Origin of the sequence: Acinetobacter wuhouensis (assembly GCF_001696605.3) — a bacterium.
GTDB lineage: Bacteria > Pseudomonadota > Gammaproteobacteria > Pseudomonadales > Moraxellaceae > Acinetobacter > Acinetobacter wuhouensis.
In genome coordinates this window covers 3,450,621-3,473,413 of sequence record NZ_CP031716.1, presented here as the reverse complement: position 1 = coordinate 3,473,413, position 22,793 = coordinate 3,450,621, and the positions used below count along the sequence as shown (strand labels likewise).

Genomic DNA, 22,793 nt, shown 5'->3' with positions numbered 1-22,793 from the left:
TAATAGCTAATGGCAAACTAATTGATGGTCAGTATAACTTTTCATTTGACGGATTGTTAGATGGGATATTGTATCTGTAAAAAATTAAGACCAAATGCAGTCGGTTTGTGTTATTTATTGGGGATAAAAAAATAATAGGAAATGTATCGTGCTTAGACTATATCGTAAGCCAAATAAGGGGTTAATAGGAGTAGATATTAGTTCTACTACTGTAAAGATTTTAGAGCTCTCTGTTAAAAACGGTCGTTATTGGGTTGAAAGCTACGGATTAAGTCCGCTTCTTGAGGGGAGTGTGGTCGAGAAAAATATTCTTAATCCTGAAGCAGTTGCGGATGCATTGGAACGTGCAGTGAATCTTGCCAATCCACAATCGCAAAATGTAGCGGTTGCTGTACCTACGTCTATGGTGATTCACAAAGTCATCGAGATGGATGCAGACATGTCTGATGAAGAACGGGAAGTTCAGATCCGAATGGATGCTGAGCAGTACATCCCATTCCCACTCGATGAAGTTAGCCTAGATTTTGAAGTTCTCAATGATAAATTGGCAAATCCAAACCGCGTTAATGTACTCTTGGTTGCAACCCGCGCTGAGAATATTGAATCTCGCGTTGAAGTTTTAGAAATAGCAGGTTTATCGCCAAAAATCGCAGACGTCGAAAGTTATGCAATGGAACGAGCTTTTGCAGTTTTCTCAGATACATTGCCAATTGGTGCAAATCTTGTGGGTATCCTCGATATTGGTCATACCATGACGACTTTGTCTGTCATGCAAAATGGCAAAATTATCTATACCCGTGAACAAGTATTTGGTGGAAAGCAACTGACGCAGGACGTACAAAACCGTTATGGTTTGTCATATGAAGAAGCTGGGCGTGCGAAGAAAGATCGTACATTGCCAGATGACTTTGAAACTGAAGTGTTAATGCCATTTTTAGAAGCTGTGGTTCAACAAGCAGCGCGTTCACTACAGTTCTTCTTCTCATCTTCTCAATTCAATGAGATTGATCATATTTTATTGGCAGGGGGGAATGCCAATATTCCTGGTTTATCTAAATTATTACAACAAAAATTAGGCTACCGCGTCACGATTGCAAATCCTTTCTTGCAAATGGGATTCTCACCACAAATTGATTTGAAAAAAATTGAGAATGATGCGCCATCATTGATGGTTGCGTGTGGCTTAGCTTTGAGGAGTTTTGATTAATGGCAAAGATTAATTTACTCCCTTGGCGTGATGAGCTAAGAGAGCAGAAAAAGAAACAATTTGTCGCAGTTTGTGTTGGGGTTGCATTAGTTGCTTTGGTTTCAGTGTTATTGGCATGGTTTTATTTTGATCACAAACTAGAAGATCAAGAACAAGCCAACCAATTGGTGACCAGTACCAACCAAAACTTGGATACACAATTAAAAACCTTAGATGGCCTACAAGAACGTCGTAATGCGATTATTGAGCGCATGAAGTTAATTCAAGGTTTGCAAGGTCAGCGTCCAGTCATTGTTCGTTTAGTGGATGAATTAGTACGTGTTGTCCCTGCACAAATGTATATCACTAAATTTAGTCGTGCTGGTGATAAGTTCACGATTGAAGGAAAAGCTGAAAGTCCAAATACGGTAGCGGAGTTTTTACGTGGATTAGAAGCTTCAGAATGGTATCGTAATGCATTTATGAATTCATTCTTAGCTGCGGACGAAAATAAAAATAAGGCACCAACTTCTGTGATTCCACGAGTAGAAGAATCATATGGATCTTTTGTGGTGACTGTTGATTTGGGTGAAATCGCATCTAATGCAGATGGAGATGCAACGAAAGCTGAACAAGCTGCTGGGGGGGCAAAATGAGTCGTGAAGATTTTGAGCAATTAGATTCATCTGTTGATGCTCCAAAGAAAAATAAAATGACCGTTGAGAAGTTTTTTCAACAGTTTAATACGCTGGATATGAATAATTATGGTAGCTGGCCGTGGTCGGTTAAGATTACTTGCTGGTTATTCTTATTTTTTGTGGTTTGTGCAATAGGTTACTTTTTAGCAATAAAGCCGAAACTTGACGCGATTGATCAAGCCCGTACAGTTGAACAAAATTTGCTGAATGAATTTAAAGAAAAAGATTCTAAATTACGTAATTTGCAACAATATCAAATGCAACTACAGCAAATGGAAGCGAATTTTAATCAGCAACTAGAGCAATTGCCGAAAGAAACAGAAATTCCAAGTCTAGTTGAAGATATTAACGTGACAGGTGTCAGTTCAGGTCTGAAATTTAAAAATATTAGATTGGAACAAGAAGTTAAGCAAGAGTTCTTTATTGAACAACCGATCTCGATTGATGCGACTGGTGATTATCATTCATTTGGTAGTTTTGTCAGTAGTATTGCTGCTTTACCTCGTATTGTAACTTTGCATGACTTCACAATTTCAGGTGTGCCGAGCCAAGATAAAAAATCAGATGTGCCTGTTGTAGATTATACAATTAAAGCAAAAACTTACCGTTATGTTGGTGCTGATGGACAAGGGGCAGGTAATACCAATGCCTCAGCGACACCACCGCAAGGAGGGGCGGCACAATGAAAAAGCACATTAAACTAATTTGTGGTGCTTCATTTGCGATGTTATTGGTGGGATGTGATTCACGTATAGATGCTGTAAATCAAGAAATGGCAAATATTCGTAATCAACCCGCATTACCGATTGAACCAGCACCTGCATTTAATCCAGTACCAAGCTTTAATTATTCAGCTCAACAGTTACGTAGCCCTTTTTTACCAAGTTCATTGGCGAATGAACTAAAAATCATGTCAGGTAAGCGCGTATATCCTAATTTTTCTAGACAGCCGCAACCACTCGAAAGTTATCCTCTAGAGTCGTTGTCGTTGAAAGGGAGTATGAAGGGAGGTTCTGGGCAAACGGTTGGTTTGATTCAAACTCCAGATGGGGAAATTGAGCGTGTACAACGTGGCAATTATATGGGAATGAATCAGGGTCGTATTATCGAAATTACCCCTACTCGGATTGATTTGTTGGAGATTGTTCCAGATGGACGAGATGGATATATTGAGCGACCACGCAGTTTAGTTCTAATTGGTCCAGTGGATTAAAACGGAATAAAGGAATAAAAATGAAAAACGGTTTGAAACGTATCTTTTGTGGGGATGGTAAGTTTATGAATAGTCAGCTTCGCCAATTTACTATGGCAGCTGTTTCAATTGCAGTGATGCAGGTTGCGACGGCACAAACAACCATGACCAATGTCGTGCCAATGAAAATACCAGGGCAAGGTACAGAAATTCGTGTGATGTTCAATGGCTTACCTCCACAGCCTCAAGCATATCAACTGGATAATCCTTCACGTCTTATTTTAGACTTTGATGGTGCCAAACAAAATATTGCACACCCCTCAATTCCTGTAGCCAGTGATGAAGCTTCAAGTGTTGATGTTGCAGCAGATGATCAACGTTCGCGTTTAACGGTGAATTTAAATAAAAGTGGTGATTTTACAACCCGCGTTGAAGGCAATACGTTTATTTTAAAAATTAACAATGCCAATCAAGCAACAGCATTACCAAACTATCCTTCATCGAATGTGACCAAGCAAAGCCAAGGCATTTCTGATATTGGTTTTCAGCGTGGTAATGCTGGTGAAGGTCAGGTTGTCGTGAGTCTGGCAGGGGCAAATACGCCTGTAGATGTTCAGCAACAAGGCAGTAAAGTTGTTATTCGTACTTTAGGGAATAAAATTCCTGCACATTTGATTCGTCGTTTAAATGTCAATGATTTCGCGACACCAGCGTCAACGGTTGATGCTTATAATGATGGTTCGAATGGTGTGATCACGATTCAGACTTCTGGTAGCTATGAATATATGGCATATCAGGCTGAGAATAAATTAACTGTAAGTTTAAAGCGACCTACTGAAAATAAGATTAATCGTCCGAATTCAAGCCAATCGTATACAGGTAAGAAAATATCTTTAGATTTCCAAGATATTGAAGTACGTCGTGTGTTGCAGCTATTGGCTGATTTTACAGGCATTAATATGGTGGCTGCGGATTCAGTACAAGGTAATATTACACTTCGTTTAAAAGATGTACCTTGGGATCAAGCGCTTGATATTATTCTTAAAACTAAGAATTTAGATAAACGTCGTAATGGTAGTGTGATTTGGATTGCACCTGTTGCTGAGCTGATTAAAGCAGAAGAAGATGAGGCTAAGGCTTATGCTCAAAGTATCAAACTTGCACCATTACAAACAGAATATGTGCAACTGAACTATGCGAAAGCAGCGGATATTGAAAAGCTGATTGTCCAAGGGAAAAATAGTAATACATCTTCTTCAAGTTCTGGTTCTGGTGTAGATGCTTTAGGTGATAGTGTCGGCTCTTTGTTAAGTCCGCGAGGAACAATTTCAACTGATCCACGTACCAATATGCTGATTATTAATGATACAGCACAAAAAATTGATCAGATTCGTAAAATGATTGATCTATTAGATGTATCAGTCAAGCAAGTGATGGTTGAAGCGCGTATTGTTCGTGCGACGACTGATTTTACCAAAGAAATGGGCGTGAAATGGGGTATTCTATCCCAAGGTACTGCCCGAAATAATGATCTCTTGGTTGGTGGTAGTGAAACAACGTTGTGGGATTTAAGGGGTGATCCTGATGACAGTGGGAAATACTCAATTTCTCGTCCAGATAATCTTAATGTTGATTTAGGTGTATCCTCTGAGGGCGCAAGTAAAATTGCCTTCGGTCTAATCAGTATGTCTGATTTTATGTTAGATCTTGAACTATCTGCATTACAGTCTGATGGTTATGGTGAAGTGATTTCTACGCCAAAAGTACTGACAGCAGATAAGCAAAAAGCTAAAGTAGCTTCAGGTCAAGAAATTCCATATCAAACTACGTCAACTGCAGGTGGAGCAGCGACAGCAACAACCTCTTTTAAAGAAGCGCTGTTGAGTTTAGATGTGACACCAAGTATTACGCCTGATGGTAAGGTGCAGATGCAACTGAATATTACCAGCGACTCTCGTGGTGGAACAGCCCCAAATGGTGAAGTAATTCTGAATAAAAATGAAATCAATACCAATGTGCTTGTCGATAATGGTGAAACAGTGGTGCTTGGTGGTATTTTTGAACAGTCGACTTCCAATACACAAACCAAAGTTCCTTTCTTAGGTGATATTCCTTATCTAGGGCGTTTATTCCGTAGAGATGCGAAAACAGAGAGTAAGCAAGAGTTATTAATCTTTGTTACACCTAGAATTGTTAATGACAGTCGTACGAGAAATCATTAATATAGTTTTAATGAAAGCAATTCGATAGGTGACTCCTTGCCAAGCAAAGAGTTTGAAACCCTGCCAAATATTTATTTGGTGGGGCCCATGGGAGCAGGAAAAACCACAGTTGGTCGGCATTTGGCTGAACTGTTAGGGCGTGAGTTTTTAGATAGTGATCATGAAATAGAACGTAAAACAGGCGCATCTATCCCTTGGATTTTTGAAAAAGAAGGCGAACAAGGTTTCCGTACAAGAGAAACAATTGTCATCGATGATTTAACATCACAAAAGAACCTAGTGGTTGCCACTGGTGGTGGTGCAGTTACGCAAATCATGAATCGAGAATATCTAAAAAATAGAGGTATCGTGATTTATTTATATACCCCTGTTGAAATTCAATTATTACGTACGCATCGCGATAAAAATCGTCCTCTATTGCAAGTGGAAAATCCAGAGCAAAAGTTAAGAGACTTACTTAAAGCTCGAGATCCGCTTTATCGAGAAGTGGCGCACTATATTATTGAAACCAACCAAGGTGCGGCTAGAGATCTCGCAAATAAAATATTGCAACTTATCGTTTCGAAAGAAATTGCTTAATCAATAACTTAAATCGTAATTTGGCAGGATCATGCAAACTTTACATGTTGAACTGGGTGAACGTCGTTATCCAATTTTTATCGGTAGTCATTTAAATCCACAACAATTGCTAGAACCCTATATTCATGGGCGACAAGTGATGATTGTGACCAATACAACAGTGCAGCCTTTGTATTTATCACATTATGTTGAAGCGATAGAACAACTGGGTAAGCAAGTATCAGTTTGTGTGTTGCCAGATGGTGAAAAATATAAAAATATTGAACATCTCAATTTAATTTTTGATGCACTCCTTGAGGCAGGCTTTAATCGTGATTGTACTGTTCTTGCTTTAGGTGGTGGTGTGATTGGCGATATGGCTGGGTTTGCTTCAGCATGTTTTCAACGCGGTGTTTATTTTATCCAAGTGCCTACGACACTATTATCTCAAGTCGATTCAAGTGTTGGAGGGAAAACGGGGATTAATCATCCTTTAGGTAAAAATATGATTGGTGCTTTTCAGCAACCTCAAGTGGTTTTAGCTGATATGGCGCAACTCAAAACACTCCCTCCACGTGAATTATCGGCAGGTTTAGCTGAAGTCATTAAATATGCTTTGTTGGGTGATGAGGAATTCCTCGTTTGGCTTGAGCAGAATATGGATGGCTTAGTTGCTCAAGATCCTGAATTATTGGCAGAGGCAGTTTATCGCTCGTGTGCGCACAAAGCACGAATCGTCGCCAATGATGAAAAAGAGCAAGGTGAACGCGCACTGTTAAATTTAGGACATACCTTTGGACATGCTATTGAGTCTTATTTAGGCTACGGAGAATGGCTTCATGGTGAGGCTGTTGCAACGGGTATGGTGATGGCAGCTGATCTGTCTCAACGTATGGGATGGATTTCACAAAATGATCTAGAACGTACAAAAAAAATCATACAACGTGCACAATTACCTGTAGCATGTCCTAAAATTCCACTGGATGAATTTTTAGCTTATATGTCGCATGATAAAAAAGTATTAAATGGTCAATTACGTTTAATCTTATTGAAGCAACTCGGACAAGCCATCATTACTAAAGAGTTTGATGTGGAGTTGATGAAACAAGCGATTTTAGCGAATCAAATATAGTAAAGGTTAGTTTCACATGACAGCAATTCGTACAAATTGGCAAAATATTCGACAATATATTTGGTTGATTGGTGGATTGCTGTGCCTTGTTGTTGCATTTGTTTTTTGGATTGCCACAGATACCAAAGAATTGGTCACAGTTGCCAATCCGATTGAAGAATCACAGGTACAGATTCAACCTGAAAAAGTCGCTGCAACTGCACATTTAGGGGCTTTGATGGATGAAGTCCGTCCACTTGAAATGACTACACGTATGGTTGCAGCAGGCAGTCACGATCCTGAGTTTCGAGGTACTAAGTTTTTTCAAGACAATAAGAAAAATTGGACTGTAGAACTTTTTAAAACTTCCGATGAAGATGTTATTCGTAGTTTCTTACAGAAACAAATCGATCGTAAAAAATTTATTTATTTCCGTTTAAGTGGTGAGCACCAAACAGAACAATATGTTTTGGCTTATGGTTTGTTTAAAGGTAATGATCAAGCTAAAACGCAATTACAGCAGTTAGGTTTTAATTTACCTGCTTCCATACATCCGCAACCTGTACAGTTTGAAAAATATTTATCATTTGTGAATGATTTGGGTTCAGATGAAATGGCAAGTGCCAATAAATTATATGAAGTCAGACTTAAATCTGCGCCACTTCCTGTAGTAGATGAAACACTATTAGCGCAAGCGAAGTCTGCATTGGCTGCTGTAACAGGTTCAGCGACGACAGGTACGACAACGACAAAAACAACGATTACTCGACGTGATGCTTCTGGGAATGTTTTGGATGTGCAAAATTCTCAGTCTACGGCAACAGCACCAAATGTGCCCAAAGAAAGTTCATCAGATAAGAAAGTTACTGAGAAAAAACCGAATGATCATGAGGTCAGTGATCCATTTAATTAATTTTGTCCAGATTTGGGTTGTTCTTTGTTCTAAAATGGAGCGAAATAAGTTATATAAATATAAGATTGCACAATAATAGTGCTTTTTATAAGAGTTAGAATTTCACTATTTTAAACTGATGTCATAAATTCTCTATATTTTAGTTATTTGGTGAGGATAAATATAAGTTGGCATATTTTTTGCTTTATTGTTGCGCTAATTGAGTTGATTGTCCCTATTTTGGAGCGAACTGATTTAGTTAGTGAGCGATTTTGGTCTATTGAGATGCTTTATTTCAGTGCGGAACTGGTAAAACAATTTTGCAATTAAAGTAAAAAACAGACTGGTATACGATGCTGACTAAGTGTATTACTTGGTCTAGAAATACTGATAAATCGTAATTGAGAGTTTGAATGTTTTTCGCCCTTATGGGCCTATGTAAAAGAAGGGTACGCTATGCACATGCCATCGCCTAACACTGTAGCTCCCGCTCAAGGTTTATACCAACCGGATGAGTTTAAAGATAACTGTGGTTTCGGCTTGATCGCCCATATGCAGGGTGATGCAAGTCATGACTTAGTCAAGACCGCGATTCATAGTTTAAGTTGTATGACGCACCGTGGTGGTATTGCTGCAGATGGCAAAACCGGGGATGGTTGTGGTCTACTCTTGGCTATGCCAAAAGCATTTTTCCGTGAAGAAGCAAAAAAAATTAGTGACATTACGCTGAGTGAAATTTTTGCTGTCGGTACTGTATTTTTAAATTTAGATCCTGCTTTAGCTGCACATGCAAAACAAACGTTGACCAAAGAAATAGAAGAAGAAGGTTGTCGTGTGATTGGCTGGCGTGTTGTCCCAACCAATAATGGAGCATTGGGTTCGATTGCAATGCAGTCTTTGCCTGCATTTGAGCAAATTTTTGTTAACTGTCCAATGGGCGTGACTGAGGTTGAATTCAACCGTAAGTTATTGATGGCGCGTCGCCGTGCAGAAGAAAAATTAACAGCTGATCCATATTTCTATGTCACTACATTGTCTTCGAATGTGATCAGTTATAAAGGTTTGATGATGCCTGCATACATTGCAGAATTCTATTTAGACCTTGCTGATGAACGTTTGGATTCACATATTGTGGTGTTCCATCAACGTTTCTCAACCAACACTTTACCACGTTGGCCATTAGCACAACCGTTCCGTTATTTGGCACACAATGGTGAAATTAACACCATCACTGCAAACCGTAACTGGGCTGTCGCACGTACTCCAAAATTCGAAAACCCATTATTGCCAGGTATTACTGAGCTGAATCCGATTGTGAACCGTACAGGTTCGGATTCATCAAGTATGGATAATATGCTTGAACTTTTAGCATGTGGTGGTATGGATTTATTCCGTGCCTTGCGTATGCTCGTGCCGCCTGCTTGGCAAAACGTTGAGACTTTAGATGCGGACTTACGTGCATTCTATGAATTTAACTCGAAACATATGGAAGCATGGGATGGCCCAGCGGGTCTTGTGATCCAAGATGGTCGTCATGCAATCTGTATGCTAGATCGTAATGGTTTACGTCCTGCACGTTGGGTCATTACTAAAAATGGTTACATCACACTTGCATCAGAAATTGGTGTATGGGGATATGAGCCTGAAGATGTGGTTTCTAAAGGTCGTGTTGGACCTGGGCAAATCCTCGTGATTGATACGCACACAGGTAAAATGCTCGACACGAAAGATGTGAGTAATCACCTGAAAAAAATGCGTCCATACCGTGAATGGTTACGTGAAAATTCAGTACGTGTTCAAGGTAGCCCAGAACTTGAAGAATACCTATGTGAACAAGGCCTAAAAGGTGATGACCTAAAAGCTGCGCAAAAAATGTTTATGGTAACATTTGAAGAGCGTGATCAACTGCTTCGTCCAATCGCGGAAAGCGGTCAAGAAGCGGTAGGTTCGATGGGTGATGATACGCCAATGGCGGTATTGTCGCGTCAAGTACGTCATGTGACTGATTATTTCCGTCAACAGTTTGCGCAAGTAACCAATCCACCAATTGACCCATTACGTGAATCGATTGTGATGTCATTGGAAACTTGTTTTGGTCGTGAACAAAATGTATTTGAACAAGGCCCTGAACATGCCGATCGTTTGATTGTTTCAAGCCCTGTATTGTCAAATTCTAAAATGCATCAAATTCGTACCTGTGGTCGTAAAGGGTATGAAATTGCTGATCTTGATTTAAATTATCCTGAAGCGGAAGGTCTTGAGGCTGCGATTGCACGTATTTGTGAAGAAGCAGCACAAGCGGTACGCGATGGTAAAACATTATTGGTGATTTCTGATCGTAAGATTCGCCAAGGCTTCTTACCTGCTAATGCTGCTATGGTGACAGGCGCTATCCACCACCACTTGATCAATGCTGGCTTACGTACAGATGCTAACATCATTGTCGAAACGGCACTTGCTCGTGATCCACACCAATTTGCTGTGATCTTAGGTTTTGGTGCAACTGCAATTTATCCATACCTTGCTTATGATGTGATCAATGATTTGATTGCGAAAGGTGAGCTGTTGGGCGACCCAATTCATGCACAGGCCAATTTCCGTAAAGGGATTGATAAAGGCTTACTCAAAGTTCTTTCGAAAATGGGTATTTCTACGGTTGCTTCATACCGTGGCGGTCAGTTATTCGAAGCTGTCGGTTTGTCTGATGAAGTGGTTGCTAAATGCTTTACAGGTGTGCCAAGTCGTATTAAAGGTGCAACATTCGCTGACCTTGAAAATGATCAGAAAAAATTAGCTGAACTTGCGTGGAAATCTCGTAAGCCAATCGAACAAGGCGGTTTGCTGAAATTCGTATTTGATAAGGAATACCATGCATTTAACCCAGACGTAATTAATGCTTTACATAAAGCAGTACGTTCAGGTAACTATGCTGACTTTAAAGAATATGCACAGCTTGTAAATACTCGTCCGATTGCAACGATCCGTGACTTATTGAAATTGAAAACTGAAAACTCAATTCCATTAGAGTCTGTTGAATCAGTTGAAGAAATCTTACCGCGTTTTGACTCTGCGGGTATGTCTTTGGGTGCATTATCACCTGAAGCGCATGAAGCGATTGCGATTGCGATGAACACGATTGGCGGACGTTCAAACTCTGGTGAGGGCGGTGAAGATCCTGCACGTTATGGCACAATCCGTAACTCTAAAATCAAACAAATTGCATCAGGTCGTTTCGGTGTAACGCCTGCGTATTTAACTTCTGCTGAAGTATTGCAGATTAAAGTAGCGCAAGGTGCAAAACCTGGTGAGGGTGGTCAGTTACCAGGCGGTAAAGTGAATGGCTTAATTGCTCGTTTACGTTACTCTGTACCAGGTGTGACTTTGATTTCACCACCGCCGCACCATGATATTTATTCAATCGAAGATTTATCACAATTGATCTTTGACTTAAAACAAGTCAATCCTCAAGCAATGGTTTCTGTGAAACTGGTTTCTGAGCCAGGTGTGGGAACGATTGCCGCAGGTGTTGCCAAAGCCTATGCTGACTTCATTACCATTTCGGGTTATGACGGTGGTACAGCAGCTTCGCCATTATCGTCAATTCACCATGCAGGTTCTCCATGGGAATTAGGTCTTTCAGAAGCGCATCAGGCACTTCGTGTCAATGATCTTCGTGGTAAAGTTCGTGTACAAACCGATGGTGGTTTAAAAACAGGTTTAGACGTTGTTAAAGCAGCCATTCTTGGTGCAGAAAGCTTTGGTTTCGGTTCTACGCCAATGATTGCTTTAGGTTGTAAATATCTACGTATTTGCCACTTAAACAACTGTGCGACAGGTGTTGCAACGCAACAAGATCATTTACGTCAGGAACACTATATTGGTGAACCTGAAATGTTGATCAACTTCTTCCATTTCATTGCAGAAGAAACCCGTGAATGGTTAGCAGCATTGGGTGTGTCATCATTAAAAGACTTGATTGGTCGTACTGATCTACTTGAAATGTTGCCTGGTGAAACAGATAAGCATGCAAACTTAGACTTAAGTGCATTGTTGCAGTCGCATCCATCTGCTGAAGGTAAGGCGCAATATTGCCAAGTACAAGGTAATGAACCATTCGATAAAGGTATTCTTGCAGAGAAAATGGTGGCGGAAATGTTACCTGCGATCGAAGCAAGTACGGGTGGTGAATTCTACTTCACTATTGGCAACTGTGACCGTTCAATTGGTGCACGTGTTTCGGGTGAAATTGCAAAACGTTATGGCAACCTCAGCATGGAAGAACATCCAGTTGTGGTGAACTTGACGGGTACAGCTGGTCAATCCTTGGGTGTTTGGAATGCGGGTGGTTTGCATATCAAACTCGAAGGTGATGCTAACGATTACGTGGGCAAAGGTATGGCGGGTGGTCGCGTATCGATCTTCCCTCCAAAAGGTTCGCCTTTCCAAACTCAAGAAACTGCGATCATTGGTAACACATGTTTATATGGTGCGACTGGTGGTAAACTCTTTGCGGCAGGTACGGCAGGTGAACGTTTCGCAGTGCGTAACTCAGGCGCATTTGCTGTAATCGAGGGTGCAGGCGATCATTGTTGTGAATACATGACAGGTGGTATCGTGACTGTACTGGGTAAAGTGGGTCATAACTTCGGTGCAGGGATGACAGGTGGTTTTGCCTATGTTCTTGACTTAGATAATGACTTTGTCGATTACTATAACCACGAATTGATTGAATTAAACCGTATCTCTACAGAAGCGATGGAAGAACACAAAGAGTTCCTACTTCGTATCTTAGATGAACATATTGCTGAAACAGGTAGTGCTTGGGCGTATAAGATCCGCAATGAGTTTGATTTCTATAGCCGTAAATTCTGGCTAGTGAAACCAAAAGCAGCCAATTTGCAAACGCTTTTGAAAACAACTAAAGCAGATCCACAATAATTCCACTACTCAAATTTTAGGTAGGTGTGGATAACTTAGACGATATACACAACAGAAGTGTATGAAAAGTTATCCACGCTCACCCACGGAGAGAGACATGGCAGAGCGCCTAAATAATGACTTTCAATTTCTGGATGTAGCACGCCAAGATCCAGAGAAAAAAGATATTAATGTCCGCAAAGCAGAGTTTGTGGAAATTTATAAACCTTTTACAGCGGAAGTGGCAGCAAATCAGACCCACCGTTGTTTAGGTTGTGGTAACCCGTATTGTGAATGGAAATGTCCTGTACATAACTATATTCCAAACTGGTTAAAGCTGATTGCAGAAGGTCGTATTTTTCAAGCAGCTGAACTTTGTCACCAAACCAATACTTTGCCTGAAGTCTGTGGTCGCGTATGCCCACAAGACCGTTTATGTGAAGGCGCTTGTACCTTAAATGATGGCTTTGGTGCAGTGACCATTGGTAATGCTGAAAAATATATTAACGATACAGCATTTGCACTTGGCTGGCGTCCAGACATGTCACATGTCAAATGGACAGATAAAAAAGTTGCAATCATTGGTGCAGGGCCTGCAGGCTTAGGTTGTGCAGACATTCTTGTGCGTAATGGTGTGAAACCGGTTGTATTTGATAAACGTCCTGAAATTGGTGGTCTTCTAACATTCGGTATTCCAGAATTTAAAATGGAAAAAGATGTAATGAAACGCCGCCGTGAAATTTTCACCGGTATGGGCGTTGAATTCCGTTTAAACACTGAGATTGGTACAGATATCACTATTGATCAACTCCTTACAGACTACGATGCTGTGTTCATGGGTATGGGAACATACACTTATATGAAAGGCGGTTTTGCGGGTGAAGATCTAGATGGTGTTGTTGATGCACTTGATTTCTTGATTGCCAATGTCAACCGTACTCAAGGATGGGAAAAAGACCCATCAGAATACATCAGTGTTGAAGGTAAAAAAGTCATCGTGTTAGGTGGTGGTGATACTGCAATGGACTGTAACCGTACCTCGATTCGTCAAGGCGCTGAGTCTGTAACATGTGCGTATCGTCGTGATGAAGAAAACATGCCAGGCTCACGTCGTGAAGTGAAAAATGCACGTGAAGAAGGCGTTGAATTCCAATTCAACCGTCAACCGATTGAAATCGTGGGTGAAAACGGCAAAGTTACAGGTGTGAAATTTGTGACCACTCAATTGAGTGAGCCAGATAGCCGCGGTCGTCGTAGTCCTGAACCAATTCCAGGTTCTGAAGAAATTCTACCTGCTGATTCAGTATTGCTTGCATTTGGTTTCCGCACATCACCAGCAGATTGGTTTGCAGGTGCGAACATTAACCTTGATGGTTCTGGTCGTGTACTGGCTGCTGAAAAGCAACAATATAAATTCCAAACCTCGAATCCAAAAATCTTTGCGGGCGGTGACATGGTTCGTGGTTCTGACTTGGTTGTTACAGCAATCTGGGAAGGGCGTGAAGCAGCAGAAGGTATTTTGGATTACCTTGACGTTTGATTGGACGATAACGTTTAAACTCCAAAGACCCATTTCCAAAACCCGCAGCAATGTGGGTTTTGTTTTATCGGATGTTTGTAGGTTTTAGTGACAAAATGTGAATTATTTTACTTGTTTGGATGAGTTACTAAGATATTAATAAATAATGATTATTATGAAAATAATGACAACAATGAGATATAATTGATGTGGCTGAATTGACAATGTGAGCATTTTCGCCATTCTGTGATTTATTCTGCAATATACAAAAAAAATGAATCTGCCAAGATAGAATGGATTTCAGACAAATGTAGGATAAGACCGATGTCTACAGTTCAAGCGACGGCAGAAAAAAAATCATATTTAAACCGTCCTAAAGCCATTGGCATTAAAGTTCGTAAACCAGACTTTAATCCTAAAAAAATTCGCAGACATTTCTTTGCCAATTCACCTGTGATGTCCCATTTACTCACAGCACTGTCTTCGACATTTCCAATCGGCGAACAATTCTTTGTTCATAGTGTAAGAAATGTACGTGATAAAATTACCGATGAAAAATTGCAAGCTCAGATTGCGGCTTTTATTGGGCAAGAAGCGATGCACTCCAAAGCTCATACTGAGTTTAATGATGCTTGGCGTCGTGATGATTATAATTTAGATAGTTTCCAAGCATGGTTGGGACGTCGTGATGCATTTATTAAAAGTGTACATCCAAAGTTACAGCTTGCAGTAACCGCAGCATTTGAACATTTTACGGCTTTGCTTGGTGGTTATATTCTGCGTCATCCAGAAGTGTTGCAGACCTTAGACGACGATGCAATTAAACTCTGGGTTTGGCATGCGATCGAAGAAATTGAGCATCGTTCAGTGGCTTTTGATGTGTATCAAGCGTTGTATAAAGATGATCGTACTCGCCGTACAGTCATGCGTAATGTGACCACAGGTTTTGCGAGTTTAACTTTCTATTCTGCATCACGTCTGTTCATGCAGGACTGGAAAAAAAGCTTACCGAAAATTCCACAAAATATTTTTGGAATTTATATGATTTCAAAAATGTTGATTTCACTGATTCCTGAATATCTATCTTATTACAAAGCTGATTTTCATCCTGATGAAATTGATTATTCAAAAATTGTGGCATATTGGAAAGAGCGTTTAGCAGATGAATATGGGATGGAAAGCTTCCAGGAGGAAGTCCACCCGCAACTTTATAGTTGATTGATTTAATAAAAGAAAGCCAATGTTGATCATTGGCTTTTTTATTGGGAAATAGATTTTATTCCATTTTATTGTTTAATCGTTCATGGATACTTTCGAGTGTATCCACCATCGTACGGGTCATTTGATCAATTTCGTAATTCAACTTTCCGCCGATTTGTGCATTTTTAAATGTAGTCAATCGAAGCGTTTCGGGTATTAGATCAACTGAAATTTCATTGGTCTTACGATCAACACGGTTGACGGTCAAACTACAGCCTTGTAAGCCAATAAAACCTTTTTTAAAGAAATATTTGATATTGTCGTCAGGGATTACAAGATCGATATGCACGGTTTCACCTGTATGTACCACATCTTTAATGCTTGCCATGCCTTCGATATGACCAAATAGGTTATGTCCACCATTTTCCATCCCCGCTTTAATGGAACGCTCGATATTGACTTCATCTCCAATGTTTAAAAAACCCAATGTTGTTAATGAAGTGGTAAATGCACCCACATCAAAAGACACCATATTTAAAACAGGATCATAGCCTGTCGCAGTTAAACACGTACCATCAATAGCAACGCTGGCACCAATAAAAATATCATCAAAAAAATGATTTTCATTGGAGATGTATAAGGTCGTGAAATTGTCACCTTGTTGAATATTGACAACTTTTTCTAAGCCTTGAACGATGCCTGTGTACATATTGATACTCTTTATTTGGGGAGCGACTATTGTAACGATTTAAAAGTAAAGACAGAGTCTTAGTATAATTTAAATCTCATCTTTAAATTGTTTGATGACCTTTTGGCGTTGCCATGGCAATGGTCGATTAATCGCTTCAGGTACATCACCCGAGGTTGAACGTAAACGCAAATGAATCGCAGCTTGTGCAATCAAATTTGCAGATACAGGTGCCGTAATAAATGCGAGTAGTGTAATCAAAATCTCAGCAAAACCAAGGCGATGATTAAATGCTGCATAAATCATCCCCGCAATTAAAAAACTACCTAAACCTAAAGTACTTGACTTAGTAGGTGCGTGTAATCGCATAAACAAATCGGGTAGTTTGACCATGCCGATACCACCGACCAATGTGAAAAATGCACCGACGATCAAAAAGAAAGAAACCAAAATTTCCATGAGGAGTTGCATATTATTTCCCATGTTGATTCTCCATGATAGTTCTCCTTAATCGATTACATGACCCGTTGTGAAATAACGGGCAAGTGCAGCGGTAGAGACGAAACCAAGCATTGCAACCAGTAAAGCGCCTTCAAACATATTGGTACTCGCCCAATAAATTGCAAGGATAACGATTAAACAGGTGGCATTTAAAAACAAAGTATCGAGTGCCAACAAGCGATCAACAATCGAGGGTCCCATGACAAGACGAATTAAACACAATAGCATGGAGATGGTGACAGCAAGTAAACAAAGACCTAAAACATAAGGAAGAATGATCATGTGTTATCTCCTTGCTGAACATCAAAAATTTCAATCAATGGTACTTCGTAGCGTTGTTTAATCGCTTCAATTTCAGCATCTGGGTCACTACAACTTAAGGCATGTACAAGGATGTCGCCACGTTCTTGGTCAATCCCAGCACTGACAGTTCCCGGGGTCGTGGTGATGATCATCGCGAGTAAAGTGTTCACATGTTCATGGTCAGTTTCCAATGGAACACGAAACCATTTTGGCTCTAAGTTTTTGGTTGAACCGAGTACTTGTTTAGCCACTCTAACATTTGAAATGATAATGTCCCATAGCACCACAAAGAATAGTTTTATTGCAATATTCCAATGAATATTCGGCGTATTTACAATAAACGGCTGTATCAGTTTAGGAATGATTAAGCCTAGAACAATCGCAACAACAACATCAAATAATGCTGCGCTGTGATTCAACATTAACCAACTCATTGCCACAATTACCGAAACAAATGGATGTGGTACCATCCGAGCGAATAAAGAATTTTTTTGCATTTATTGCTCCATTGGTTTGAGTTGATCATTTTCAACTTGCTGTTGTTGCTCTTGTCCTTGGATCTGACGCTTTTTATATTCAGAAATATGCTCACCCTTTAAAGTCTCGGGGCTAATCAGATACGGAATATAATGTGCATTTGGATCTACCATTTCACCATTATATTTCGTTTCAGGGACATAGTTTGGATCGAATGGTTCAACACTAATGACCTGACCATGCTCATCTGTTTTTAAAATACTGTGTTGATACAATGGTGCATCTGTGATTTGAGCAGCTGTTTTTTCAACATAGCTTAAAATCGGCGCAGCACATGCAACATAGGCGATCAATCCAGCAAGTAATAAATAAATGGTTTTATCATTACGAGCAGGGGCTTGATTCGGCAATTGTTGATAGGCAATAAACGCTTCTTCTTGTGGGTTGCTTTCAGGTGTTGTTGCTCTCCAAAACAGGATAAAACCAGCACGTGTAAATGCAATGATACTCAATAAACTCACAATGAGAATAATCACAATAATCGTGATCTGAAAAGCATGATTGGCAGTTGCTTGTAGAAGTAGAACTTTGCCTAAGAACCCACTAAATGGGGGTAGACCTGCCATCATTAGCGCAATTAAAAAGAATGCAATAGAAATGGCTTTTTCTTGCTTCATTTTCGGTGCAACTTTTAAATGATCTTTAAACGCTCCACGTTGTGAGGTGATCCAGCCACACAATAAATAGAATGACGCTGCGATAATGGTACTGTGGACTAAATAATATAAGCCTGCTGCCCAAGCTTGCGTATTTGAGAGTGAAATCGCAACTAAGATAGTGCCTATTGAAGACAGTACCATGAATCCAACAAAGCGTCTTAAACGCTCTGAAGCCAATGCTCCAATGGCGCCATAAAGTGAGGTGAGTAAGCCGATCGGGAGTAACCAGGTGTTTAACAGCGATTGCCCAAGCGCATCATTAAACACCGTACCATTGACACGTAAAATTGCATAAATCCCAACTTTGGTCATGATGGTAAATATTGCTGCAACAGGCGTGGTCGCCACAGCATAGGTTTTTGGAAGCCAAAAACCGACGGGTAACATCGCGGCTTTAATACCAAATACAACGAAGAGTAGTAATCCACCTGCAATTGCCAAACGATGTTGATCATTTTCCAGTGTTGGCAAGATACGTGCAACGTCAGCCATATTTAAGCTACCGACACTGCCATAGATCATGCCAAGCCCAATCAGGAACAGCGCAGAAGCCAATAGGTTAATGGTGACGTAATGAATACCGAGTTGAAAGCGAGCTTTACCTTGTGCATGCAATAACAGCACATAGGATGCCATTAACAATATTTCAAAGAAAACGAATAGGTTAAATAAATCGCCTGTGAGGAACGCACCACATAGTCCCATTAATAATAAATGGAACATCGCATGGAAATATCGCCCACGCTCATCCCATTCTTTACTGGCAAACCATAAAATCGGTGCAGCAAGGGCGTAAGTTAGCACAAGCATCAGCGCAGAAAGGCGGTCTAAGACCATTACAATGCCAAAAGGGGCTGTCCATTCACTGAGTTGGTAAACAAAGATTTTTCCAGTATTGGCTTGAATCAGATAGCTGATCGCAGTGGCTAATCCCAGTAATACGGAAATTAAACTGATGCCTCTACGCCACGGCTGACGCCAATCCTGTTTTAAAGAACCTGAACCGGGATTGCCCAATAAAATCAGCACAAAACCTGTGAATGCAGGAATTAATATACTGAAAATTGGAGAATGAGCGGACCAAAAATTTAAAAAACTGCTCATTATGGCTCATCCTCACGCGGGTCAAAGTTACTCTGTTCTTCTTTGGCATCGACATGGTCAGTACCCGACTCAAAACGACTGCGTAGTGCCAATTGCACAATAAAAGCTGTGGTGGCAAAACCAATCACAATTGCAGTCAGTACCAAAGCCTGTGGAAGAGGGTCTGTCACTTTATGTGCTTGGGTGAGTATCGCAGGTGAATTGGTTTGTAGTCTTCCCATTGCAAAAAGAAAGATATTCACTGCATAGCCGATCATGGCCAAACCTAAAACTACAGGGAAGGTACGTGCACGTAGAATCAAATAAATACCCGTGGCAACCAATAATCCAATCCCAGTTGCAATTAAAAATTCTAAACTGATCATGAATTACTCCTTTGGTACAGGACCCGACATACTTGAATGTCGAGAATCGCCAAGAACAGAAATGAGCAACATGGTTGCACCAACCACTGTGCCATATACACCTAAATCAAATGCAGCTGCTGATGCAAAGTGGAAGGTATCAAACAGACTCGATTCCACATAAACATGCGCACTGGTCAAGAATGGACGACCCCAGAGCCATGCAGCAATACCTGTTAAGCCTGCAATAATCAATCCTAAACCGATCCAAACTTCATATAAGCGACCAGACTTGGCTTTGAGCATGTGCTCGGCTTGATCTTGTCCAAGTGCAATATATTGAATGATCAATGCCATAGATGTGATTAAGCCAGCAATAAAACCACCACCAGGATAATTATGTCCACGTAGGAAAATGAATAAACTCACGACGAGTGCAATCGGCAAAACCCAAGATGCAGTCATACGGAACATCAATGGAGATGGGTTAAAACGGTAACTTAGACCTTCGGTCATGGTTGTACCGTGCGCACGCATACCATCCATTAAACATAGTGCGCCAATTGCAGCGATACCGAGTACGGTGATCTCGCCAAAGGTATCGAAGCCACGGAAGTCTACGAGAATGACATTGACAATATTCGAACCGCCGCCGAGTGGAAGTGATTGCTGTACAAAGAACCACGAAATTGAATTGTGGTCGCGAGTCATGATCAACCATGCAATCCAGCTGATGCCTAAACCACCACCAATGGCAATGACAGCATCACGCCAACGTCGTGTACGACTTGATTCATATGGTGTCAGTTGTGGAAGTAGTGACAAGCTCATGAGTAGTAAAACAGTAGTCACCACATCGACTGTGATTTGCGTTAAAGCCAAATCAGGTGCAGATAAGGTCACAAAAATCATAGTGACCACTAAACCTACCGCACCACTGATTAAGACGGCTTTGATACGCTCATGATGAAACCACAACATCATCCAACATGCTGAGAAGAGGAGTAACCATAAGACAATTGCAACGAGTGGCGCGTGTGTCAGTTCTCGCGTACCTGTTGTAATATTTTGACCAATAAATGGTGTTGCAACCAATACAACACTAAACACTAAAATCCACAATAAATAGTTCTGCAAAGAACCTGTTTCAGTTTTCTTTTTAATTTTGCGCGAAATGAGTAATAGATTTTTGAGGAAATCTTCAAATAGCAATTTACCTTGCAAACGCCCTAAACTTGGGTCTAGGTCGATTTCACGGATGCGCCCGCCTTTGGCTAAGGCAAAGTAGAAAATCACACCACCGACTAATGCAATCGCACTCATCAATAAAGGCAGATTAAACCCATGCCAAATGGCTAAATGAACACCTTCAAATTGCGGAAGTTGTGTCGTTGCTTTGGTTCCTGCATTGACAATATTTTCTACCAAGAGTGCAGGAAGTGGTCCCACTAGAATACATAAAATTGCCAATAATATTGCGGGCGCACGCATACCAATGTGCGGCTCATGAGCATCTTTATTTGGAACATCACGACCCACATCACCATCAAAGAATACGCCGTGAACCAAGCGAACAGAGTAGGCAACAGCAAATAACCCCGCCAATGTCGCAACGATTGCTGCTAAAACAACATAGGCACCTGATAGATTTGCCAACAGTTCAGTAAAGAACATTTCTTTAGACAAGAAACCATTGGTCAAAGGAACACCTGCCATTGCTGCAGCAGTAATCATTGTCAATGTTGCTGTGAATGGAAGAAGTTGCCATAAACCACTAAGCTTTCTTAAATCTCGCGTACCAGATTCATGGTCAATAATCCCCGCGATCATGAACAATGCTGCTTTGAATGTAGCATGGTTAATGATGTGGAAAATTGCCGCAGCGACAGCGAGCGGAGAGCCGATTCCAAGCAAACACATGATCAGACCAAGATGACTGATCGTTGAATAAGCCAATAAACCTTTTAAATCTTCTTTAAAAATGGCAAAAAAAGCGGCCATACATAAGGTGAATAGACCAATCGTGGTCACAAGATTATGAAACAGTGTTGAGCCGACAAAAATAGGCAATAAGCGAGCAACAAGGAAAATCCCTGCTTTTACCATCGTGGCTGAGTGTAAATATGCTGAAACAGGCGTTGGTGCTGCCATCGCATTAGGTAACCAAAAATGGAACGGGAATTGCGCACTTTTGGTAAAAGCACCTAATAAAATCAGTAATAAAGCAGGAACAAATAAGGCGCTATTTTGAATGTGTTGCGCCATACCTGTGAGTTGATCAATTTGATACGTTCCCGCAATTTGCCCCAATAGAATAAAGCCACCGAGCATGGCTAAACCACCCATTCCTGTAATGGTAAGCGCCATACGTGAGCCTCTTTGGGCTGCATCGTAATTGCTCCAATATCCGACCAAAAGGAATGAGGAAATACTGGTGAGTTCCCAAAAAACCAACAAAATAATTAAGTTATTCGACAGCGAAATACCCAACATGGCCGCCATGAACAACATCAATAAAGTATAGAGTTTGCTGAGAGAGTTTTTGGGGCTGAGATAGTAATAGGCATAGATATAAATCAGCGTACCGATGCCTGTAATCAGCAACGAAAAGATTAAGCTCAATGCATCTAAGCGGAAGCTTAAATCAATTCCAACTTGAGGTAGCCATTGCCAGTGCTCTAAGATGGATTGACCATTCAATACGGGTTTGGCTTGAGTCAGGAGCAGGATGAAACTGCTTAAACTGACTCCAATTGCCCCTAAAGCTGTAATTCCTCGAGAGAATTGTTTTAGCCAGAGGACAAGGGTTGTGCCAAGTATTAACGGAAGTAGGATAATAATCGGTAGCACACGGATATCCATTGTCTTGAATAGGTTGTAAAACCTATGTGAATTTTATCTTTCAAGGATTTGAGGAGTGCAAAGAACAGTCCAATAACTTAAATCTTGAAAGCCGAATTAAATTAATAAGTAAAAAACAGTTGTGTTGCGCAACTTGAGAAAACGATTAGAAAATCAATTTAGATTGATAAAATCGAATCAAAATCGACATTTTCATCTTATTACATGAACAGAATAACATCAATTTATTTTGTCTTTTTTTACGCAAACATTGTGAATTATACGCGCTATCGCACGGTTATATTGTTTGAAAAATATTCA

At 40.5% G+C, this 22,793-nt stretch carries 18 protein-coding genes; 11 read left to right on the top strand and 7 right to left on the bottom strand.

The genetic code is table 11. The annotated features are described in order from the left end of the window. Positions 1-148: 148 nt before the first annotated feature. The 11 genes from BEN71_RS17260 to BEN71_RS17210 all read left to right on the top strand — a co-directional run bounded on the left by BEN71_RS17260 (position 149) and on the right by BEN71_RS17210 (position 15,513). Complete coding sequence (locus BEN71_RS17260; protein WP_068975057.1) at positions 149-1,207, top strand: pilus assembly protein PilM; 1,059 nt, start codon at positions 149-151, stop codon at positions 1,205-1,207. Then, the gene (locus tag BEN71_RS17255; RefSeq protein ID WP_068975058.1) at positions 1,207-1,842 is read left to right on the top strand and encodes a PilN domain-containing protein; all 636 of its coding nucleotides are present in this window, start codon (positions 1,207-1,209) and stop codon (positions 1,840-1,842) included. The genes BEN71_RS17260 and BEN71_RS17255 overlap by 1 nt, the downstream gene beginning before the upstream one ends. After that, complete coding sequence (gene pilO / locus BEN71_RS17250) at positions 1,839-2,570, top strand: type IV pilus inner membrane component PilO (RefSeq protein WP_068975059.1); 732 nt, start codon at positions 1,839-1,841, stop codon at positions 2,568-2,570. The genes BEN71_RS17255 and pilO overlap by 4 nt, the downstream gene beginning before the upstream one ends. Next, on the top strand, positions 2,567-3,097 hold the full coding sequence (locus BEN71_RS17245; protein WP_068975060.1) for a pilus assembly protein PilP: 531 nt from the start codon (positions 2,567-2,569) through the stop codon (positions 3,095-3,097). The genes pilO and BEN71_RS17245 overlap by 4 nt, the downstream gene beginning before the upstream one ends. Positions 3,098-3,117: 20 nt before the next feature. Then, positions 3,118-5,298, top strand: a complete 2,181-nt coding sequence (pilQ, locus tag BEN71_RS17240; RefSeq protein WP_068975061.1) for a type IV pilus secretin PilQ — start codon at positions 3,118-3,120, stop codon at positions 5,296-5,298. A gap of 36 nt (positions 5,299-5,334) precedes the next feature. After that, on the top strand, positions 5,335-5,877 hold the full coding sequence (gene aroK, locus BEN71_RS17235) for a shikimate kinase AroK (protein WP_068975062.1): 543 nt from the start codon (positions 5,335-5,337) through the stop codon (positions 5,875-5,877). A 31-nt stretch (positions 5,878-5,908) separates the two neighbouring features. After that, positions 5,909-6,988: a 3-dehydroquinate synthase gene (gene aroB / locus BEN71_RS17230; RefSeq protein ID WP_068975063.1), complete on the top strand. Its 1,080-nt coding sequence runs from the start codon at positions 5,909-5,911 to the stop codon at positions 6,986-6,988. A gap of 16 nt (positions 6,989-7,004) precedes the next feature. After that, positions 7,005-7,880, top strand: coding sequence for a hypothetical protein (locus BEN71_RS17225; RefSeq protein WP_068975064.1), 876 nt, complete (start codon positions 7,005-7,007; stop codon positions 7,878-7,880). 441 nt (positions 7,881-8,321) lie between these two features. Beyond that, on the top strand, positions 8,322-12,797 hold the full coding sequence (gltB, locus tag BEN71_RS17220; RefSeq protein ID WP_171405002.1) for a glutamate synthase large subunit: 4,476 nt from the start codon (positions 8,322-8,324) through the stop codon (positions 12,795-12,797). A 97-nt stretch (positions 12,798-12,894) separates the two neighbouring features. Continuing rightward, entirely contained in the window at positions 12,895-14,316 is a 1,422-nt protein-coding gene (locus BEN71_RS17215; protein WP_068975066.1) for an FAD-dependent oxidoreductase, read from the top strand. A gap of 303 nt (positions 14,317-14,619) precedes the next feature. Continuing rightward, positions 14,620-15,513: a metal-dependent hydrolase gene (locus tag BEN71_RS17210; protein WP_068975067.1), complete on the top strand. Its 894-nt coding sequence runs from the start codon at positions 14,620-14,622 to the stop codon at positions 15,511-15,513. 58 nt (positions 15,514-15,571) lie between these two features. Here BEN71_RS17210 and BEN71_RS17205 read toward each other — a convergent pair whose 3' ends face one another. From BEN71_RS17205 to BEN71_RS17175, 7 genes are all read right to left on the bottom strand, one after another. After that, positions 15,572-16,204, bottom strand: a complete 633-nt coding sequence (locus tag BEN71_RS17205) for a riboflavin synthase (protein WP_068975068.1) — start codon at positions 16,202-16,204, stop codon at positions 15,572-15,574. Between the two features lie 69 nt (positions 16,205-16,273). Beyond that, positions 16,274-16,654 carry a Na+/H+ antiporter subunit G gene (locus BEN71_RS17200; RefSeq protein ID WP_068975123.1) on the bottom strand — a complete coding sequence of 127 codons (381 nt, stop codon included), beginning with the start codon at positions 16,652-16,654 and terminating at the stop codon, positions 16,274-16,276. 36 nt (positions 16,655-16,690) lie between these two features. Beyond that, positions 16,691-16,966, bottom strand: a complete 276-nt coding sequence (locus BEN71_RS17195; RefSeq protein WP_068975069.1) for a monovalent cation/H+ antiporter subunit F — start codon at positions 16,964-16,966, stop codon at positions 16,691-16,693. Continuing rightward, positions 16,963-17,484 (bottom strand): Na+/H+ antiporter subunit E, encoded by a 522-nt coding sequence (locus BEN71_RS17190; RefSeq protein WP_068975070.1) that lies wholly within the window; start codon positions 17,482-17,484, stop codon positions 16,963-16,965. Before BEN71_RS17190 ends, BEN71_RS17195 begins: the two co-directional genes overlap by 4 nt. Next, the gene (locus BEN71_RS17185) at positions 17,485-19,287 is read right to left on the bottom strand and encodes a monovalent cation/H+ antiporter subunit D (protein ID WP_068975071.1); all 1,803 of its coding nucleotides are present in this window, start codon (positions 19,285-19,287) and stop codon (positions 17,485-17,487) included. Then, entirely contained in the window at positions 19,287-19,652 is a 366-nt protein-coding gene (locus BEN71_RS17180) for a Na+/H+ antiporter subunit C (protein ID WP_068975072.1), read from the bottom strand. The genes BEN71_RS17185 and BEN71_RS17180 overlap by 1 nt, the downstream gene beginning before the upstream one ends. Positions 19,653-19,655: 3 nt before the next feature. Beyond that, complete coding sequence (locus BEN71_RS17175; RefSeq protein WP_068975073.1) at positions 19,656-22,493, bottom strand: monovalent cation/H+ antiporter subunit A; 2,838 nt, start codon at positions 22,491-22,493, stop codon at positions 19,656-19,658. Positions 22,494-22,793 lie beyond the last annotated feature (300 nt).